This is a genomic window from Alteromonas sp. CH_MED4-4 (assembly GCF_037029575.1).
GTDB classification, from domain to species: domain Bacteria; phylum Pseudomonadota; class Gammaproteobacteria; order Enterobacterales; family Alteromonadaceae; genus Alteromonas; species Alteromonas macleodii.
Genome location: NZ_JAYMEU010000035.1, coordinates 1 through 17844, shown reverse-complemented (window position 1 = coordinate 17844; position 17844 = coordinate 1). Strand labels below are relative to the sequence as shown.

Annotated in this window: 13 protein-coding genes; 6 read left to right on the top strand and 7 right to left on the bottom strand. The window is 46.0% G+C overall.

Features of this window, described 5'->3' with window-relative positions:
• The first annotated feature begins 34 nt into the window (after positions 1-34).
• The 4 genes from WA381_RS18380 (at position 35) to WA381_RS18365 (ending at position 4715) form a co-directional block, all read left to right on the top strand.
• The gene (locus WA381_RS18380; RefSeq protein ID WP_014979105.1) at positions 35-496 is read left to right on the top strand and encodes a nuclear transport factor 2 family protein; all 462 of its coding nucleotides are present in this window, start codon (positions 35-37) and stop codon (positions 494-496) included.
• A gap of 52 nt (positions 497-548) precedes the next feature.
• The gene (locus tag WA381_RS18375) at positions 549-1226 is read left to right on the top strand and encodes a glutathione S-transferase family protein (RefSeq protein WP_156086301.1); all 678 of its coding nucleotides are present in this window, start codon (positions 549-551) and stop codon (positions 1224-1226) included.
• 11 nt (positions 1227-1237) lie between these two features.
• Positions 1238-2248: a pyridoxamine 5'-phosphate oxidase family protein gene (locus WA381_RS18370; protein WP_156086300.1), complete on the top strand. Its 1011-nt coding sequence runs from the start codon at positions 1238-1240 to the stop codon at positions 2246-2248.
• A gap of 142 nt (positions 2249-2390) precedes the next feature.
• On the top strand, positions 2391-4715 hold the full coding sequence (locus tag WA381_RS18365) for an FdhF/YdeP family oxidoreductase (protein ID WP_156086299.1): 2325 nt from the start codon (positions 2391-2393) through the stop codon (positions 4713-4715).
• Between the two features lie 65 nt (positions 4716-4780).
• On the opposite strand, the gene fdhD is transcribed toward WA381_RS18365, so the two are convergent.
• The 6 genes from fdhD to topA form a co-directional block, all read right to left on the bottom strand.
• Positions 4781-5563: a formate dehydrogenase accessory sulfurtransferase FdhD gene (gene fdhD / locus WA381_RS18360; RefSeq protein WP_156086298.1), complete on the bottom strand. Its 783-nt coding sequence runs from the start codon at positions 5561-5563 to the stop codon at positions 4781-4783.
• Complete coding sequence (gene mobA / locus WA381_RS18355; RefSeq protein ID WP_156086297.1) at positions 5553-6191, bottom strand: molybdenum cofactor guanylyltransferase; 639 nt, start codon at positions 6189-6191, stop codon at positions 5553-5555. Before mobA ends, fdhD begins: the two co-directional genes overlap by 11 nt.
• Positions 6184-7095, bottom strand: coding sequence for a LysR family transcriptional regulator (locus tag WA381_RS18350; RefSeq protein WP_156086296.1), 912 nt, complete (start codon positions 7093-7095; stop codon positions 6184-6186). Before WA381_RS18350 ends, mobA begins: the two co-directional genes overlap by 8 nt.
• Before the next feature lie 206 nt (positions 7096-7301).
• Positions 7302-8141: a leishmanolysin-related zinc metalloendopeptidase gene (locus WA381_RS18345; RefSeq protein ID WP_156086295.1), complete on the bottom strand. Its 840-nt coding sequence runs from the start codon at positions 8139-8141 to the stop codon at positions 7302-7304.
• A gap of 346 nt (positions 8142-8487) precedes the next feature.
• Positions 8488-9039 (bottom strand): DUF2058 domain-containing protein, encoded by a 552-nt coding sequence (locus WA381_RS18340; RefSeq protein WP_014976306.1) that lies wholly within the window; start codon positions 9037-9039, stop codon positions 8488-8490.
• Between the two features lie 139 nt (positions 9040-9178).
• A complete protein-coding gene (gene topA / locus WA381_RS18335; protein WP_156086294.1) occupies positions 9179-11833 on the bottom strand; it encodes a type I DNA topoisomerase in 2655 nt (884 codons plus the stop codon).
• A gap of 395 nt (positions 11834-12228) precedes the next feature.
• Here topA and astB point away from each other — a divergent pair, with 395 nt between their 5' ends.
• Entirely contained in the window at positions 12229-13569 is a 1341-nt protein-coding gene (astB, locus tag WA381_RS18330) for an N-succinylarginine dihydrolase (RefSeq protein ID WP_069944148.1), read from the top strand.
• 78 nt (positions 13570-13647) lie between these two features.
• Here astB and WA381_RS18325 read toward each other — a convergent pair whose 3' ends face one another.
• Positions 13648-16197: a beta strand repeat-containing protein gene (locus WA381_RS18325; RefSeq protein ID WP_156086293.1), complete on the bottom strand. Its 2550-nt coding sequence runs from the start codon at positions 16195-16197 to the stop codon at positions 13648-13650.
• A 114-nt stretch (positions 16198-16311) separates the two neighbouring features.
• Between WA381_RS18325 and WA381_RS18320 the strand changes: the two genes are divergently transcribed.
• A complete protein-coding gene (locus tag WA381_RS18320) occupies positions 16312-17658 on the top strand; it encodes a dicarboxylate/amino acid:cation symporter (RefSeq protein ID WP_014949187.1) in 1347 nt (448 codons plus the stop codon).
• The last annotated feature ends 186 nt before the right edge of the window (positions 17659-17844 follow it).

Genomic DNA, 17844 nt, shown 5'->3' with positions numbered 1-17844 from the left:
TTACACTATAGCCCAATGCCTACAGGAGTTATTTATGAGACCACCGCTTCCCCCCTTTTCACCTGAAACCGCAGCGCAAAAAGTGCGCCTTGCTGAAGACGCATGGAACACCAAAGATGCGGTAAAAGTTGCAGGTGCTTATACCTTTGACTGCCGTTGGCGCAACCGAGCAGAATTTATTGAAGGACGTGCTCAAATAGTGAGTTTTTTGACGAGAAAGTGGAACAAAGAGCTCAACTATAAATTAGTAAAAGAGCTATGGGCATTCAACGCAAACCGCATAGCAGTGCGCTTTGCATACGAGTACAAGGACGATTCTGGTCAATGGTATAGAGCTTACGGTAATGAAAATTGGCAGTTCAACCTTGATGGCCTAATGGAAAAACGTATTGCCAGTATCAACGAACATCCTATTTCAGAAAGTGACCGAAAGTTCACGTGGGATGGCGAACGACGCCCTGACGATTTTCCCACTCTGTCCGAGCTTGAGCTGTAAACAATGTTGATAATAACACCCAACAAACCATTTCTATTGAGAGGATGAATTTATGACAAATCCAACAAGCAATACATTGCCAAAAAGCCCTATTATTTTGATTCAAAACCCTAAATCTGGCCACTGCCACAAGGTTTCATTGTTTATGGCACTGAATGCCATCCCTTTCACAACCGTTGAGCCTGACATGGCCAAAGGCGAGCACAAGAGTGAACGCTTCAGCTCACTTAACGTGTTTAAACAAGTCCCCGTGATAACAGACGGTGATATCACTTTGGCTGACTCCAATGCCATTCTGGTTTATTTGATCCACGCATACGCAGACAGTGACTATTGGCTAGGAAAGGACGCCAAAGAAAAAGCGCTAATTCAACGCTGGCTATCAGTCTCAGCGGGTGAACTTGCTAAAGGGCCGGCCGCCGCGCGATTAGAATACGTATTTGGAGCAACTATTCATGTGCCCACAGTACTAGCCACCAGCGAGACTTTACTTGCAAACATGGAGGCTCATCTAGGAAACACGGTAAGTTCTTTTTTGGTTGGCGAACACGTTACCGCAGCAGACATCGCTATGTATTCGTATATAGCTCATGCCCCTGAAGGAGGAATATCGCTGTCCAAGTTTCCTCTTATCAATGCCTGGATAAATGAGGTTGAGAGTCTGGATAATTTTGTCCCAATGCCAGCGTCTGACATCGCACCAGCGCGCAATACCAGTCCGCATATTTAATTGAGGTCGTTATGTCTCTACCTAAGCTATCATCCTTGAACCCAGCGTTTCATCAAGGCGAAATTGCACTGCAAAAAAAGCTGGAAATTGACAGGGAAATCGGTGAGCGGACGAATGGTTTTATTCGTAGCTTTATGCCGGAACAACACAGGCAGTTCTTTACATCCAGTCCGTTCACTGTTTTCGCCTTGGTAGACGAAAAAGGCCACCCTGTAGCCACGCCTGTTTGGGGAGAAGGAGATTTCATAGAAAGTCCCTCTGCTACCCAATTGCGCTTTAGCCTACCAGTAGAAGTTTGGAATATGATGCAACACTCGTTAAATCTCGACGTGACTTCAGGCAGCAAAGTTGGAATCGTCGGCATTGAATACGCTACAAGGCGAAGAAATCGGTTGAACGGTACGATAAGTCACGCAACTAATGAAAACCTTACGGTATTGGTAGATCAAAGTTTCGGTAACTGCCCCCAATACATTCACAAACGAACCACAGTCAAAAAACAACGTGCCGTTCAGACTGCCCCAATGAAAACCACAGTAGGTGCCGGTGATTCTACATTTTTTACTTCAACATCGAATGTGCTCACCCCAAGCGCACACTCGCTAATATCAAGGGCTGAAACGTTTTTTATTGCCTCACGACATAAATCTTTAGGCCATGCAGCGAATGAAGGTCTAGACGCTTCTCACAGGGGGGGCAAAGCAGGCTTTGTTAAAGTGGAAGGGAATTCGTTAATCTTTCCCGATTTTAGCGGTAATAAATTCTTTAATACCTTGGGCAACATCCTACTAGACCCACGCGTCGGTCTATGTTTTTGGGATAATGAAACAGGCGACCTTCTGTTTATTAAAGCAAAGGCGAGTATCGAATCCCTCGAATCGAATATAACCGCATTTGAAGGTGCTGAGCGCTTTGTGTCTCTTTCGGTACTCTCGGTAACACATATTTCGGGTGTGTATCCCTACTCCCATGAGATCACAGACATGTCCCCCTATGCACTAAAGACAGGCGACTGGAAATAAGCGGTTAATTGATGAACCCTATCATCTAGTTAGCGTAATCAATTGGAATACCGTAACCAGAATGGTTACGCTGTTTAGACAAAAAGTCTTGGTTAGGTTTTGTAGACAAGGGCAAATGCCCGCGTAGACACAGGGGCAGAACATGAGTGATAAGCGTAACATCAAAATGTACAACAAACCCGCTGGCGGATGGGGAGCACTAAAGAGTGTAACCCAGAGCTGGATCCAAAGCGAAAAGCCACTTAAGAATCTACGAGCCATGCTCAAGACGAACCAAGACAAAGGCTTTGACTGCCCAGGCTGTGCGTGGGGTGAATCACCAGTAAGTGGTTTAGTGAAGTTTTGTGAAAATGGTGCTAAAGCAGTGAACTGGGAGTCTACCGGTCGCTATGTAGACCCAACATTTTTCTCAAAGTATTCGGTCGGCTCACTGAAAAAGCACACCGACTACTGGCTAGAGTCACAAGGGAGACTCACCCACCCTATGCGCTACAATGCTCAAGCAGACCATTACGAACCAGTATCATGGGACGATGCCTTCGCACTTATTGCCAAACACTTGAAGGGTTTACATTCCCCTCATCAGGCGGAGTTTTATACCTCCGGGCGGGCGAGTAACGAAGCCGCCTATTTATATCAGTTATTCGTACGCGCATTTGGCACAAATAATTTTCCCGATTGTTCAAATATGTGCCACGAAGCGTCGGGGCAAGGTATGAAACCTACGATAGGCGTGGGCAAAGGCACAGTTACGTTCAATGATTTTGCAAAAGCAGACACCATTTTTGTTATCGGCCAAAATCCGGGAACTAACCACCCTCGCATGCTAGAACCTCTTCGTGAAGCAGTACGAAGAGGGGCGCAAGTGGTATGCTTCAACCCGTTAAAAGAGCGTGGCCTTGAACGATTTCAAAACCCGCAGCATCCCGTTGAAATGCTAACCAATGGCTCTGAGCCAACTAATACCGCCTATTTCAGGCCTGCTCTTGGTGGTGACATGGCGGTTATGCGCGGCATCGCAAAATGGTTGTTAACTTGGGAACAAGAAGCCAAAGCAAACAATGCTCCTCCCGTATTCGACCACGACTTTATTAACACACATACCAATGGAATGGACGACTATTTGAGTGTCGTTGAAGCGACGAGCTGGGAGCATATTGAAGCGCAGAGCGGTTTATCAAAAGACGAAATACGTCACGCGGCAACCATGTACAAACGTGGAGAACGGGTGATCATGTGCTGGGCAATGGGGATCACCCAACACAAGCACTCAGTCGCTACGGTTCAGGAAATAGTGAACGTTCAACTACTGAGAGGAAACGTGGGCAAGCCTGGTGCAGGGCTTTCTCCCGTTCGTGGCCACAGCAATGTGCAGGGGGATAGAACCGTGGGTATTAACGAAGTACCGCCTAAAGCATTGCTTGACGCACTAGAGAACAAGTTTAACTTCGCCGTTCCACGAGAAAGAGGTCACAATACGATTCAAGCTATCCAGGCTATGGAAAGTGGTGAATCCAAAGTTTTCATCGGCCTAGGCGGTAATTTCGCCCAGGCGACGCCAGATACGCCGCGTACTCATGCTGCGCTGTCACAATGCGACTTAACCGTTCATATCGCCACCAAATTAAATCGTTCCCACCTAACCACAGGTAAAGACGCGCTTATATTACCCTGCTTGGGACGTACTGAAATTGACATGCAGGCTAGCGGGCAACAAGGCGTGACTGTGGAAGATACGTTTTCTATGGTCCATATCTCTTATGGCCAACTTCCGCCAAGCTCGCCCGAACTTCGCTCTGAACCCGCTATTATTGCTGGTATTGCGAAGGCGACGTTAGGCAACACGCCGGTAGACTGGGACTTCTTAATAAGCGATTACGACAATATTCGAGAGCTCATTGCCGACACCATAGACGGTTTTAAAGACTTTAACACCAAACTCGCTCAACCAGGTGGTTTTCATTTAGGTAATGCAGCAAGTGAGAGACGCTGGTTAACACCATCGGGCAAAGCCGAGTTTGCTGCTAACGGCCTGCCTGATTCACTATTAAATGCTGACCTCGTTGCGAAAGGTGAAGAGCCGGACCTCATTTTACAAACACTGCGCTCTCATGATCAGTACAACACAACTATCTACGGTATGGATGACCGCTACAGAAACGTGTTTGGCGCGCGGGACGTTCTGTTTGTCAATGAACGTGACATTAAGAAGCTGGGTTTTAACGATGGCGATAAAGTCGACATTACGTCAATGTGGAACGACGGCAAAACACGTCAAGTTAAACAGTTTATGTTGGTGGCTTACGACATCCCGCAAGGTCAAGCGGCAGCATATTACCCCGAAACCAATCCGTTAGTACCACTAGAAAGCTACGGTGATGGCACGTTCACACCAACATCAAAATTTATCGCGATCAAACTTTCGAAATCTGAATCAGATGGCCGAATAGCAGTCTCTGCGGTGTAAGTTTTTCTTTGCTTATCCGGTACTTATCAGTACAGGCCCTTTATTTTTAACTGGCTCGCTGCGCACTACTTTTCTTGCGGTGCGTAAGCTCTTGGAGGGTCATACTTAGGTACATGGATCAGGGTGAGACCGTAACGGCTTGCCCACTTTACTGATAAGGCTGTAGGAGCAGATAGCGTCACTACCAAAGGTAATTTAGCTCTTATCGCTTTTTGAACCAACTCTAAACTGCAGCGGCTTGTGAGCACAACAATACCTTCAGGTTGAAAGAGTTTTTGGGTGGTGATAGCACCAATTAATTTATCAAAAGCATTATGCCTTCCTATATCTTCTCGGCATGCCAGCACATTGCGCTTAGCATCAATGTAAAGCGCTCCATGCACTGCACCGCTCTGCTGAGCTAATGCTTGCGCATTAGATATAAGGCTTCGCAATCCTTTAAACCAGCTCACATCAGGCAAAGGCGATACATTAATAGACGTCAATTGAGGCAAAGCGTTGTCTAATGCCTCAACACCGCAGAGCCCACAGCCCGACGCCCCCGCCAATTGCCGTTTATTTTCCTTTAACTTCCAGAACGCCTGATTGGCAATTTCAACTTCAGCATTGATGTGTTCTTTGTGATGCGTCAATTCAATACCGTAAAGCTGGCGGGGATGTTCGATAATGTCGTTACTTAAACTGAAGCCCACAATGAAATCTTCAATATCGTTTGGGGTTATCAGCATTACGGCATAATTAATACCGTTATAACTAATGCTTAAAGCGACTTCTTCGGCAAGGGCAAACTTTTGAGTATAGGGTGCAGCATCTAAAACCAATGCGTGCTGTTCAGTGTTACTTTTCATGCGGCCAATCACCTGGAGTATTCACGTTCAACCACTCTACGTCATCTTCATTAGACATATTTGCGAGACGCTTTTTGTTGTCGCTTTCATCTTTACGCGCTGTTTTTTTGAGGCCGGCTTCTTTAAGAGAAACTGCATTGAGAATTTCTAAAAATCCTACCACTCGTCTTTTACTTTGCTCAACTAGATAGTTGGCTAAGAGGGCTTTGGTGTCCTGAGTAACGGGTAAATAGAAAGGCAAAAAGCGTTTTTCCACATAACATGCCTTTTCAGCCTCTCGCCCTCGCGAAACTAATATTCTCAAAAGCTCGGGCGTCATCTGCGGCATGTCAACGGGAAGAACAAGCAGTTCACAAGGATTGCCATTGTGATTATCAGATTGAGATAGTGCGTCTAAAACAGCATGTACTCCGCTAAGCGGACCTGCATCTTCAATTTTGTCATTCAAAAAGCCTGGCGTGTTACGACTAATTAACACTTTATCGCAACTCGCTGCCTGTAAAAGTAACGAAGCATTATCGATGAGAGTACGGCCCTGATAACGCATAAGTGCTTTATCTTGCCCCATTCTGCGCGATTGGCCACCCGCAAGCACTAAACCGATGAGTGTCGTATTCACTTTACTCACTGCGTATGCCTCCTTTATTGAAAATCTCCTCATATCCTTTTAAAAACTCAAAGCATTGCTTGGCAATGGGAGAGCTGGGTTCGCCTTTTCGCATGATGAGCCCTAGAGGCGAAATGGTTTTACCATCGTCAACAGTAACATAGGCGAGTCCTAAATCATCATTGGCCTTTGCGACGTTGGTTGGAAGGATCGTACAACACATCCCCTTTTTCACTGCTTGAAGTAAACAATGAACCGAGTCTGATTCAATAACGGGTTCATTGTTCACGCCTACATTTGCCATGTTCAACGTGATTGACTGCCTAAAGTGCATTGAAGGTGTTAATAACCCAAGTGGCAGTGATGAAAGAGACTGCCAGCTTAGGGTATCTTGCTCAAAGCAGTAATGATTTGGGTTATACAGCAACACCATTGGTGTAGCTTTAAACGGCAAAATATGGAAGTGTTGCGCGCTCATGCCTTCAAGGTAACAAAGACCCAGATCAAGTTCGTTACGGTGTAGCGCGTTAACGATATACTCACTACTATGTGTTTGTAAGGAAAACTGTAGTGCACTGTGCTGTTTTGAGAGGGTGTCAATAATGTCGATAGGATCGACACTCGCTAGAGGAACGGCACCGATCCGAAGTCGGCCAACTAAGGCACCTTTGCACGATGCAGCTTCCGCTTGTAATCCGTCACACGCCGCTAAGATATTCCTTGCCCATGCCAAAATTCTTTCACCTTCCGGCGTAAAGCCTTGGAATCTGTGGTTGCGAGCCACCAACTGAATGCCAAGCTCATCCTCTAAATTATGAAGACGTGAAGAAAGCGTGGGTTGTGTAACATTGCACGACTTAGCCGCTTTACCGAAGTGCTGCGTCTCACCTAACGCGACCAAAAACCGGAGCTGACGAATATCCAAAGACCAATACCTTAATCATGATAGATAGCTTCTATCATGATTCTACCAACGGAATGCTTGACTTGTAAGTACATTAAACGCATGTTTTTAGAATAAGCCAAAAATTCCAAAAATATGTGTACATGCTGATTGATAGAAACTATCACTCAACATTATTCGCCCAGCATAGATTTAGCATTTTGTTCTGCGCAAGCGCTGCAACGCTGCTAGACCGACATCGCCTGAAAAATTTGTAGACGACGTGTACTAGCGCCTGTTGACCTTTGATGGTGCCTTCTTACAACAAGTCCCATTGAAAATAGAAATAGCCATACCGTTGCGGCTTCACTTACTGCATGAGTAACCGTAGTCAAATAGCCAATATCAGCAAACGACGCTACAGTGGTATCACTTAACGAAATTGGATATGGCCCCAAATACCCTGTCATTAGGTCTGATGAACCACCAGGCCAAGGTTCGTCCCAGTGACTGTTGGCAGTGCCGCCTCCTCCCCCTAGTTCCACAGGAATAAATGTGGCGTTTTCAACAAACTCGCGGCGATAAATTTCCAAAGCGTACTCTCCGGTGTAACGCCCTGAACCGCTGGCGTAGTTAGATTGGCTGCCCGCAATAAAAAAGTCGGTTGTCCACAATGTTCCAAATCCAATAACATGGGCCATCTCGTGTACGATGACATCAAAAAGCGTACCGCGACTTTCTAAGCTTGCAAGGTCTGCCGTATCAAAACGCATGCGGCCTTTATTTGCATAAACAAAAGTGCTGTCTGGTAGCTGAGTGATACCCGTTGGGCCAGCACTACCCAATACGCCACCCACACCATCAAGTGCAACGCCACTCGCATCTATAACAATATTGTGATTAAACTCGCTTTGAACGCCTATTAAGTAAGACTCCCAATAAGCGATTGCATCATCAAAAACGCTGGATTGTGAAAGTGTTAAACCACCAAGATCGTTAATAGAAATTTTGAATAGTCCTGCATTTGCTGAAAAAGACACACACAACGACACCACAACACTGAAGAACCACTTAATTGAGACACCCATGGCACCCCTCCAAAACTAAGAAAAAACGTTCGATGCAAATAAAATGAGTAACGTAGGCCTGTTTATCTTTGCTGTATTTCAAAGCTCAACAGGGTAAGAACTAAAAAAACTATAGTAGAGAAAACCGTATGTAGGTATGAGAAAGATTGCTTGTTAACGGCAAAAGTAAAAATTACTAAAGATCAACGTGTTGAATTTTTTAACAGAGAATGCTTAACCGTAAGTCGTTCGCCATTGGCACAATGACGTATTGGGAGGGGGCGAATTATTGAAATTTTTTACGTCTACTTTCCCGCTTACCACGCTCTGTGATACAGAGCGCGGCTGCGAGAATGAATTAGAGGGCCTACCAGGTTAAATCATCTGGAATTTCATAATCGGCGTACCAATCATCTTCTTCTTCATCTTTACCATCGGCTCCGCTCTTATCTAAATCAGCACGGTAAATAACTGAAGCCTCGTCGCGCTGCGCAATTTTGTCAGCAACGGGGGCTGGTACTAGTTCATAAGCGTCATCTAACAATACAACAGCCAAACGACCTTTTGTCACTTGCTTGTGCATCTCTTCACTTACATACAGACGCTTTACTACGTTGTCGTGCGTAAAGTTAAGTAAGGTTTCGCCATTGCGCGGTTGTTTGTTTACAGTAATAAGCTGCCTTACCTGCGCAATAATTGAGCGCTTCTCTCGCTCTTGCTGTTGAAGCTGGTTTAGCTCGCGTGAGCGCGCTTTTTTCTCTTCAGCTGCTTGTTGAGCAGCAATAGTCGCTTCATCAACGACAGGTTGTTTTTGCTTATTCTTTTGCTTTTGTTTTTTGCGTTTATCTGCACGCGCTTGCTTTGCAGATGCTTTATCGGCCAAACCGGCTTTCAGTAGTTGGTCTTGTAAGGAGGCCATAATTACTCTCTGTTACTCTGTTTCTATTGATACGCTTTGCAGACGTTTACCGTCTTTTAACTACGTAACAAGCCCGAGCAATGCCGGGCTTGTGAATTTCAATTAAAGGACTATTTTTACCTTTTCCGATGTAACGGCGTTACTTCTTCTTGGCTTTGGTCGCTGGCTTTTTAGCGGCTTGTTCCTGCCATTTGCCATTGTCGTACCACGCAGACCATCCTGTTGCTTTACCGTTGTCATTTTCAGACATCACGTATTGCTGTTTGGTCTTTCTGCTGTATCGAACTATTGCAGGGTTACCATCAGGGTCCGTTTGTGGCGCATCAGCAAGATAGTAGAATTTCGGCGAAATTCTATCTCTAAAGCGAGCAAGTTCTTCTACTTTCGGTGCACGAGTTTCACGCGACTTTGGAAAGTTGTGCGCCGCTAAGAAAATTCCCGAAGCGCCATCACGTAGCATAAAGTGCGCGTCAGACTTTTCACACGGAAGCTCAGGTAAATCTACCGGATCTTCTTTTGGCGGCGCAGCTTCGCCGTTTCTAAGCAGCTTACGAGTATTCTTACACTCTTCGTTGGTGCAGCCGAAGTATTTACCAAATCGACCGTTTTTAAGCTCCATATCGCTGCCACATTTATCACACTCAATAATGGGGCCGTCATAGCCTTTTATCTTGAATGTGCCCGTTTCAACTAAGGTGCCATCACATGTTGGTGTGTTACCACACACATGAAGTTTACGGGTTTCGTCAACCAAGTAACTGTCCATCGCCGTGCCGCACTTAGGACAACGCTTTTTAGAACGAAGCGCTTCCGTTTCGAGCTCTTCTTCATCGTCCACTTTCACGACTTCATCACCAGGCGTTAAATTCATGGTGTTTGTGCAGCGCTCTTTCGGCGGTAAATTGTAGCCTGAACAGCCCAAGAATACGCCGGTTGATGCGGTTCTCACGTTCATTTCACGGCCGCATTTATCGCACTCAACACCTGCAGGTACTGCCTGATTCAAGCGCATACCGCCCTCTTCAGGGTCTTTCTCAGCGTTTAGGAGTTTTCCGTAGAAGCCGCTGTAAAAGTCGTTGAGCACGTCCTTCCAATCTTTCTTGCCTTCAGCAATATCATCAAGATGTTGCTCCATGTTGGCAGTGAAGTCATAGCTCATTAAATCGTCAAAGTTTTCCATCAGACGATCGTTTACGATTTCGCCCATTTTCTCGGCATAAAAACGCTTATTCTCTAAGCGCACATAGCCGCGATCTTGAATCGTCGAAATAATACTGGCGTAGGTCGATGGACGACCAATACCGCGTTTTTCAAGCTCTTTTACCAACGAAGCTTCATTAAACCGCGCTACAGGCTTGGTGAAGTGCTGTTTAGGATCAAGCGCTTTTAAGTCAAGCAGATCGCCTTTTTGTACATCAGGCAACATGAGCTCTTCTTCGCCTTTTTTACGAAGCTGAGGTTGAACGCGAGTCCAACCATCGAACTTAAGTACGCGGCCTTTCGCCGTCAGCTCGTAATCACCCGCCGCCACTTTGATAGTGGTTGCATCGTACTTAGCTGGAGTCATTTGACAGGCCACAAACTGGCGCCAAATAAGCTCATAAAGTCGCTGTGCATCGCGCTCCATATCGCCCAAACTTGCAGCACTTATGCTCACGTTTGAAGGACGGATCGCTTCGTGCGCCTCTTGCGCACCTTCTTTACTGCCGTAGCGATTTGGCGAATCAGGCAGGTACTTGTCACCAAAATTATCTGAAATGTACGCACGAGCACTGTCCAAGGCCTCTTGGCTTAAATTGGTTGAATCCGTACGCATATAGGTGATGTAGCCCGCCTCATAAAGGCGCTGTGCCATCATCATGGTTTTCTTAACACCAAAGCCCAATCGAGTACTTGCCGCTTGTTGTAGCGTTGAGGTAATAAATGGTGCAGAAGGACGACTTTGTGTAGGCTTTGACTCGCGGCTTTCTACCGTGTAGTTAGCCCCTTCTAAGTCAGCAAGCGCTTTATCTGTTTCGGCCTTGTTTTTAGGCTTGAACGCATTGCCCTGGTCTTTTGCTACCAGCATGCGTAGTGCCGCCTTTTGCTGGCTAGTTAAATCTGCGTGTACGTCCCAAAACTCTTCAGGTACAAACGCTTTAATTTCTCGCTCACGCTCTACAACAAGCCTAACTGCTACCGATTGAACACGCCCAGCTGACAGGCCTCGCGCAATTTTTTTCCACAAAAGTGGCGATACCATAAAGCCTACAACACGGTCTAGGAATCGACGAGCCTGCTGCGCGTTGACGCGAGAGATGTTTAGTTCGCCCGGATCTGAGAACGCATCTTGAATCGCGTTTTTAGTAATCTCGTTAAACACCACTCGCTGGTAAGTTTTGTCTTTTTTACCTAGCAGCTCTTGTAAATGCCATGCGATCGCTTCCCCTTCGCGGTCCAAATCGGTCGCGAGATAGATAGTGTCAGCATCTTTTGCAAGCTTTTTAAGTTCGTTAACGACTTTCTCTTTACCCTGCAGCACTTGATAGTGGGCTTTCCAGTCTTTCTCTGGATCCACACCCATTCTGTCTACAAGCTTCAAATATTCGTGACGGCGAAGATATTCTTGACGCTCTTCTTCGCTTAAAGTTTTGAGTTCTTTAGCCGGTTTTTTAGGCTCTACTTTGCCTAAAGCCTTCGTCGGAAGATCTCGCACGTGGCCAACCGAACTTTTTACGATAAAATTTTTACCGAGATATTTATTTATCGTTTTCGCTTTGGCTGGTGACTCGACTATGACCAGTGATTTTGCCATATAATTGAACTAAACCTATTGATTTTTAATGACTATTTACGTCAAATTCTGAAAATTGGAGCAACCTTGCACTATATATAGGGTACTCGCTCTTTTTTAACATATATCTACAAAGTGAATGGAAAACAAGATCTTCTTCATACTTATTCTTTCCTTTGCTTTAAACACGCACAAAAACTGTACAATAAATAAGCGGTGCGATTGGCATTGGCCTTAAAAGCCGTATAATGCCAGCCATTCCAACCTAGCCTGACAACTTGTTCAGGTGTGAAGAAGTGCATCGTTTGCCCCTGTAAAAGAACGAAAGCGTTGCCGCTGCTATTAAATTAATCGCAGTGCGTATGGAAAAGTAACATATAGGGTCAAGCGCCAAAACTCCAAGAATGAGGGAAAGTATGAAGCAGTTTGAAGTTAACTTTGATGGTCTTGTAGGACCTACCCATAACTATGCCGGTTTGTCGTTTGGCAATGTCGCTTCCCTGAACAACGCAAACGCAAAGAGCAGTCCAAAACAAGCTGCAAAGCAAGGCTTAGCCAAAGCAAAGGCGTTGGCCGATATGGGAATGGTTCAAGGTGTGTTGGCCCCACAAGAGCGTCCTGACATCGCCGCACTGCGCCGTTTAGGCTTTACAGGCTCTGATGCTCGCGTGCTAGAAAGCGCTGCAAAGCAATCTCGCGAGATTTTCCTTGCTTGTTGTTCTGCCAGTAGCATGTGGACTGCAAATGCCGCCACTGTGTCTCCTAGTGCCGATACTGCCGATGGTCGCGTTCACTTTACCCCTGCAAACTTAACCAACAAGTTCCATCGTTCACTAGAGCCTCAGGTTACAGGCAATATCCTGCGCGGTACATTTGCCAATGAAAAGCACTTTGCTCATCACCAGCACCTGCCAGATAACGAGCATTTTGGTGACGAAGGTGCAGCCAACCACACGCGACTTTGCCGCAACTATGGTCAGGCAGGCGTAGAGTTGTTTGTTTATGGTCGTCATGCATTTGATACCAGCAAACCAGCACCGAAAAAATATCCTGCTCGCCAAACGCTAGAAGCATGCCAAGCAGTAGCTCGCTTACACGGTCTAGACGACGATGGCGTAGTTTACATGCAGCAAAACCCAGACGTTATCGACCAGGGCGTATTTCACAACGATGTGATCGCTGTTGGTAACCAAAATGTGTTGTTTTTCCACGAGCAAGCGTTTTATCAAAAAGACGCAGGATTTAAAGAGCTTCAAGCTAAATTCGGTAGCGAACCGCTTCACTTTATCGAAGTGCCGACCGCTGAAGTCTCTGTACAAGACGCAGTAAAAACCTACTTGTTCAATACGCAAATTATAACGCTTCCAAGTGGTGATATGACCATCATCGCGCCAACTGAGTGTGAGGAAAATGAAGCCGTTAAGCGCTATTTAGACAAGCTGGTAACTCTGGGTACGCCCATTAAGTCGGTTAATTATTTTGATGTTAAACAAAGCATGCGTAATGGCGGTGGTCCGGCATGTTTGCGTTTGCGCGTTGCGATGAATGACCAAGAACTTGCCGCAGTTAATCAAAATACGTTAATCAACGATACACAGTTCGCTCGCCTAAACGCTTGGGTCGACAAGCACTATCGAGATGAATTAGGTGAAGATGACTTGCGCGATCCGCAGCTTCTCATTGAATCTCGTACTGCGCTTGATGAGCTTACACAAATCCTTAAAATTGGTTCGGTTTACCCATTCCAACAGGCGTAAGTTAAGTCTGATTAAAATTAAGCGAAAAAAAAAGCCGGCTATAAGCCGGCTTTTTGTTACTTGTTAAGTATAAACTCTTTATGGTGTGACCAGCGTACACTGATCAGTTACGCCGAATGGATTAGCCGGCGGTGACGCCCCTTCATCCGTCACGTCGTCAGCAGAAATACTTAGGGTGTAACGCATCTTCGCACTTGCTTCACTGCCTGTAGACTGCCCGAACACTGAAATGACGGCGTCATACCAGATTGCATAGCTGCGAGGATAACGGTATTCCAATTCCGCGTAGCCATTCTCATCTGTCACCGCTGCACCGTTGGCAAACGCGATGGTCCCAATTAATCCAGGAGTTAACATACCGTCTTCATTGGTATCTTCATCTCTTGGTGTTGTATCCAAAATACCGTTGTCGTTAACGTCTTCGGTTTCACAGTTTTGATTTACTATTGCAACCCATTGAGAAGCATCATCGTCGAATACCCAAAAGCCGGTTCTATACTCACCGCCATTTACGTATTTTACCGGCGCAACTGACGCAGTCAGGTTGACGCCACTGACTGGCTGACCTGCAGAATCTGATACAAACACACCAAAGCGCTTTAGGTAAGAAGTCGATGTGGCTTCTTCAAGCTCATTACCCGTTCCTAGCGAGATATCAAAAGCACGTGCGCCCACTGTTAACACAACCTCGTCGTCAATGGCTGGGTCGTCAGCAACAAAAGCGGTAACCACTACTGCGTCTTGAGTCGATACCGAGCCTGAAGTAAAGACGGTGGTCGCTATCCCCTTACTGTCGGTGGTTGCCTGAGAAGGTGATACAAATCCGGTCGATACGTCAGATACAGAGAAGTTAACCACACTGTTCTTGACCAAGTTTCCATCAACGTCGCGAACAACTGCACTGATGGTACTGGTTTGACCGTCAGGGCCAATGATGTCAGGTGATGCATCGGCAATCAGTGTGTGAGGTGTGGTAGCAATAAACTCAATCTGAGTGAGTGCTGAAACCAACACATTCCCACTTCCGTCACTCGCTGATGCAGTAATTGAAGAGATACCTGCATTATTCGCACTGATATCAATACTTGCTTGCCCTTCTGCATCGGTCACTACAGTTGCGTTGCCCGCAATAACGCCACGTGACGCGCTAAAAGTAACATTCTGACCTACCACAGGCGTGTTGTCTTGACGCCACTGGACCGTAATAGTTTGAGTCTGCCCTAGCGGCACTTCCTCTGTAGGCAAGTTGACAAAGTTAAATTCGTCTTGCTGAACTTGCACCGTAAAGCTTGTCTCAGCATTAAGTGCTGCCGCAGTGATAGTATCTTCGCCAGACGTTGATGCAGTGTAAGACACTGTCGCTTGTCCGTTTGCGCCCGTATTAACAGTCGTGCTGCTAAGCGTTCCGTTAACCGCACTTAGCACTACGTCTTGGTTGAGAATTGATGTTCCGTCTGAGTCCTGGACACGAATTGTATAATCTACGCTGTCGTTCAAAATAACTGACGACGCACCGTTGATGGTGACTTCTGTACCAGCAATGGTAATTTCAACTGTTTGCGTAAGGCTGCCTGCACCTGCTGTAATGGTGACGGTGCGGTTTGACGCATCGTTTTGAGACGTTAATATTGCGCGCGCTGTACCATCTGCAGCGGTTTCTGGTTGAGTTAATTGAAGTTCAACCCCATCGCCTGATGCGGCAGAGAAGCTTACTTCTACCCCTTCCATCAGCACACTTTGTTCATTTTTAACCAGTGCTATCAACTCAACTTCATCACTACCGCTTGAGGCGAGCTGAATGCTGTTAGCATAAAGCTCCAGTGACGCGGGCTCTTCACTTACCGTTGTACTGCCCGTAGAGCTGAATGTAGTTGAATCCGCTTCACCCGTTGACAAAGTAGCCGTTACTTCACCATCCCCTGATGCGCTTCCCACCGACATACCGATCGACGCTACGCCTTCAGCATTAGTCAGTGCAGTGGCAGTATCGTTAGAAAACGTCGCTAAATCATCGTTGCTCAATGAGAAAGTTAGGAGCAAATCGGCCTGAGGCTCACCCTCAGAATTGGTCACCGTTGCCAGTGCAACCAATGCGTTGCTAGAAGATAAGCTGTTGTCTGCTTCCCCAGCTGCATTTTGTAGGGCTAGCGATACACTTATTGTTGTTGGGTCGGTGCTTGTCACCGCTGTGGCTGAAAATGTGGTAGTTCCCGTTTCGCCGCTACCGAGCGCAGCGGTAATTTCGCCATCTCCAGAAGCCGTACTGGCATCAAGGCGTAATCGGGCTACACCATTAGAATTTGTACGCGCCGTTCCCGTGTCGTTGCCAAACTCTGCTAGTTGTTCATTGCTTAGCGTAAAGGTTAATAACGCGTCTGCATGCGGATTGCCATCTTGATCTGACACGGTCGCAACAACAAACAGACTATTGTCTTCAGAAAGGCTGTTGTCGCTTGCTCCACTTTCATTTTCCAGTGTTAAAGCGATTGAATAGGTTGGTGATGTGGTACCGCCGTCTCCGCTTCCGTTATCCGTGTTATCTCGAGAGACTGATGAACCGCCCCCACCACATGCTGTTAGCATAAATAATGCGCTAATTAGGCTTAGCGTTTTCGCTAATGTCGACATAATTCGTTCCTGAACCTCTTTTATTGACAATTGCGTCGTTTTTTATGTTTAAAAATCAACTGAATCTGGCACACTACGAAAGATTAAAAATATAAAAATGCACAGGGAACATTAATGTCTTCATCTGCACATAAATATAGTTTAACCGCCCGCATCTTTATCGGCATGGCTGCCGGTATCTTGACTGGTGTCTTTCTCCAGTTATTGTTTGATGATAGCGGAGATTTTACTTTTTCGATATTCGGTTTAGAGTTCTCAACGTATAACATTCTTGTAGAAGGTATATTTTCCACTCTCGGCCAAATATTTATTGCCAGCTTAAAAATGCTTGTGGTTCCTCTTGTGTTTGTTTCCTTAATTTGCGGAACCAGCACACTGTCTGACCCTAGTAAATTGGGAAGACTTGGCGCAAAGTCAGTCGGACTCTATGTTGTCACAACCGCCATTGCCATAACACTAGCCATGAGTATAGCTTTAGTGGTGTCTCCGGGTGACGGGCTAAATCTAACAACAGAAACTACCTTCCAAGCGAAAGAGGCCCCTAGCCTGTCTGACGTTATCGTTAACATGTTCCCAAGCAACCCAATTAACTCAATGGCACAGGGCAACATGCTACAGATCATTGTGTTTGCCGTACTGTTTGGTATAGCTATGGCGATGACAGGTGATGCGGGCAAGCGTCTTACCGCTATCTTTGAAGATATTAATACGGTAATCATGCGTCTTGTTACCATCATCATGAACTTAGCGCCATACGGCGTGTACGTGTTGATGGCGAAACTCTTCTCCACTATTGGTGGCGAAACAATTCTGAGCCTGGCGAAATATTTCTTCTTAGTATTTGGCGTGTTAATCCTTCACGGCCTGGTAACCTACTCAGTGCTGCTAAAAGCTTTATCGGGATTAAACCCTGTTATCTTGATGAAGAAAATGCGTGACGCTGCGCTATTCGCATTTAGTACCTCAAGCAGTAGCGCTACCTTGCCCGTCACAATGGAAACGGCGAAAAACAAGCTTGGCGTAGGTAACTCGGTATCGTCGTTCACCCTGCCGCTAGGCGCAACAATTAACATGGACGGCACGGCCATAATGCAAGGTGTTGCCACGGTCTTTATTGCCCAGGTTTACGCTGTCGATTTAAGCCTTGGCGACTATATGATGGTAGTACTTACCGCTACCCTTGCTTCTATCGGAACCGCCGGTGTGCCAGGTGTGGGCCTTATCATGCTAGCTATGGTATTGCAGCAAGTGAACCTACCGGTTGAAGGGATCGCACTTATTATCGGTGTAGACAGACTGCTGGATATGACACGCACTGCGGTAAACATTACAGGCGACTGTATGGTGTCGTGCATTGTAGCTAAAAGCGAAGGAGCACTGGACGAAAGCGTTTATAACGATCCTAAAGCCGGTTTGAAGCAGGAAGATGTTGACTTCGAACATTTTGAAAAGAATAAATAACGACTACAAAAGCTTCTTTAGCTCGATTTACATATGAGTTTACAGAAGCAATCGCAAACTAAAAAAGGCCAGCATCAATTGCTGGTCTTTTTAGTTAGTTGCTTGCTCCGTTATACCATATATGGACCCTCTCCGATTGCAAGACACCGTGTTGATTTAATAACGTGATTCATTGCTGCCATATAT

Excerpts from the sequence above, each read along its gene's own strand:
- WA381_RS18380 (WP_014979105.1), top strand. The coding sequence starts at position 35 with ATGAGACCACCGCTTCCCCCCTTTTCACCTGAAACCGCAGCGCAAAAA.
- WA381_RS18375 (WP_156086301.1), top strand. The coding sequence starts at position 549 with ATGACAAATCCAACAAGCAATACATTGCCAAAAAGCCCTATTATTTTG.
- WA381_RS18370 (WP_156086300.1), top strand. The coding sequence starts at position 1,238 with ATGTCTCTACCTAAGCTATCATCCTTGAACCCAGCGTTTCATCAAGGC.
- WA381_RS18365 (WP_156086299.1), top strand. The coding sequence starts at position 2,391 with ATGAGTGATAAGCGTAACATCAAAATGTACAACAAACCCGCTGGCGGA.
- fdhD (WP_156086298.1), bottom strand. The coding sequence starts at position 5,563 with ATGAAAAGTAACACTGAACAGCACGCATTGGTTTTAGATGCTGCACCC.
- WA381_RS18345 (WP_156086295.1), bottom strand. The coding sequence starts at position 8,141 with ATGGGTGTCTCAATTAAGTGGTTCTTCAGTGTTGTGGTGTCGTTGTGT.
- WA381_RS18340 (WP_014976306.1), bottom strand. The coding sequence starts at position 9,039 with ATGGCCTCCTTACAAGACCAACTACTGAAAGCCGGTTTGGCCGATAAA.
- topA (WP_156086294.1), bottom strand. The coding sequence starts at position 11,833 with ATGGCAAAATCACTGGTCATAGTCGAGTCACCAGCCAAAGCGAAAACG.
- astB (WP_069944148.1), top strand. The coding sequence starts at position 12,229 with ATGAAGCAGTTTGAAGTTAACTTTGATGGTCTTGTAGGACCTACCCAT.
- WA381_RS18325 (WP_156086293.1), bottom strand. The coding sequence starts at position 16,197 with ATGTCGACATTAGCGAAAACGCTAAGCCTAATTAGCGCATTATTTATG.
- WA381_RS18320 (WP_014949187.1), top strand. The coding sequence starts at position 16,312 with ATGTCTTCATCTGCACATAAATATAGTTTAACCGCCCGCATCTTTATC.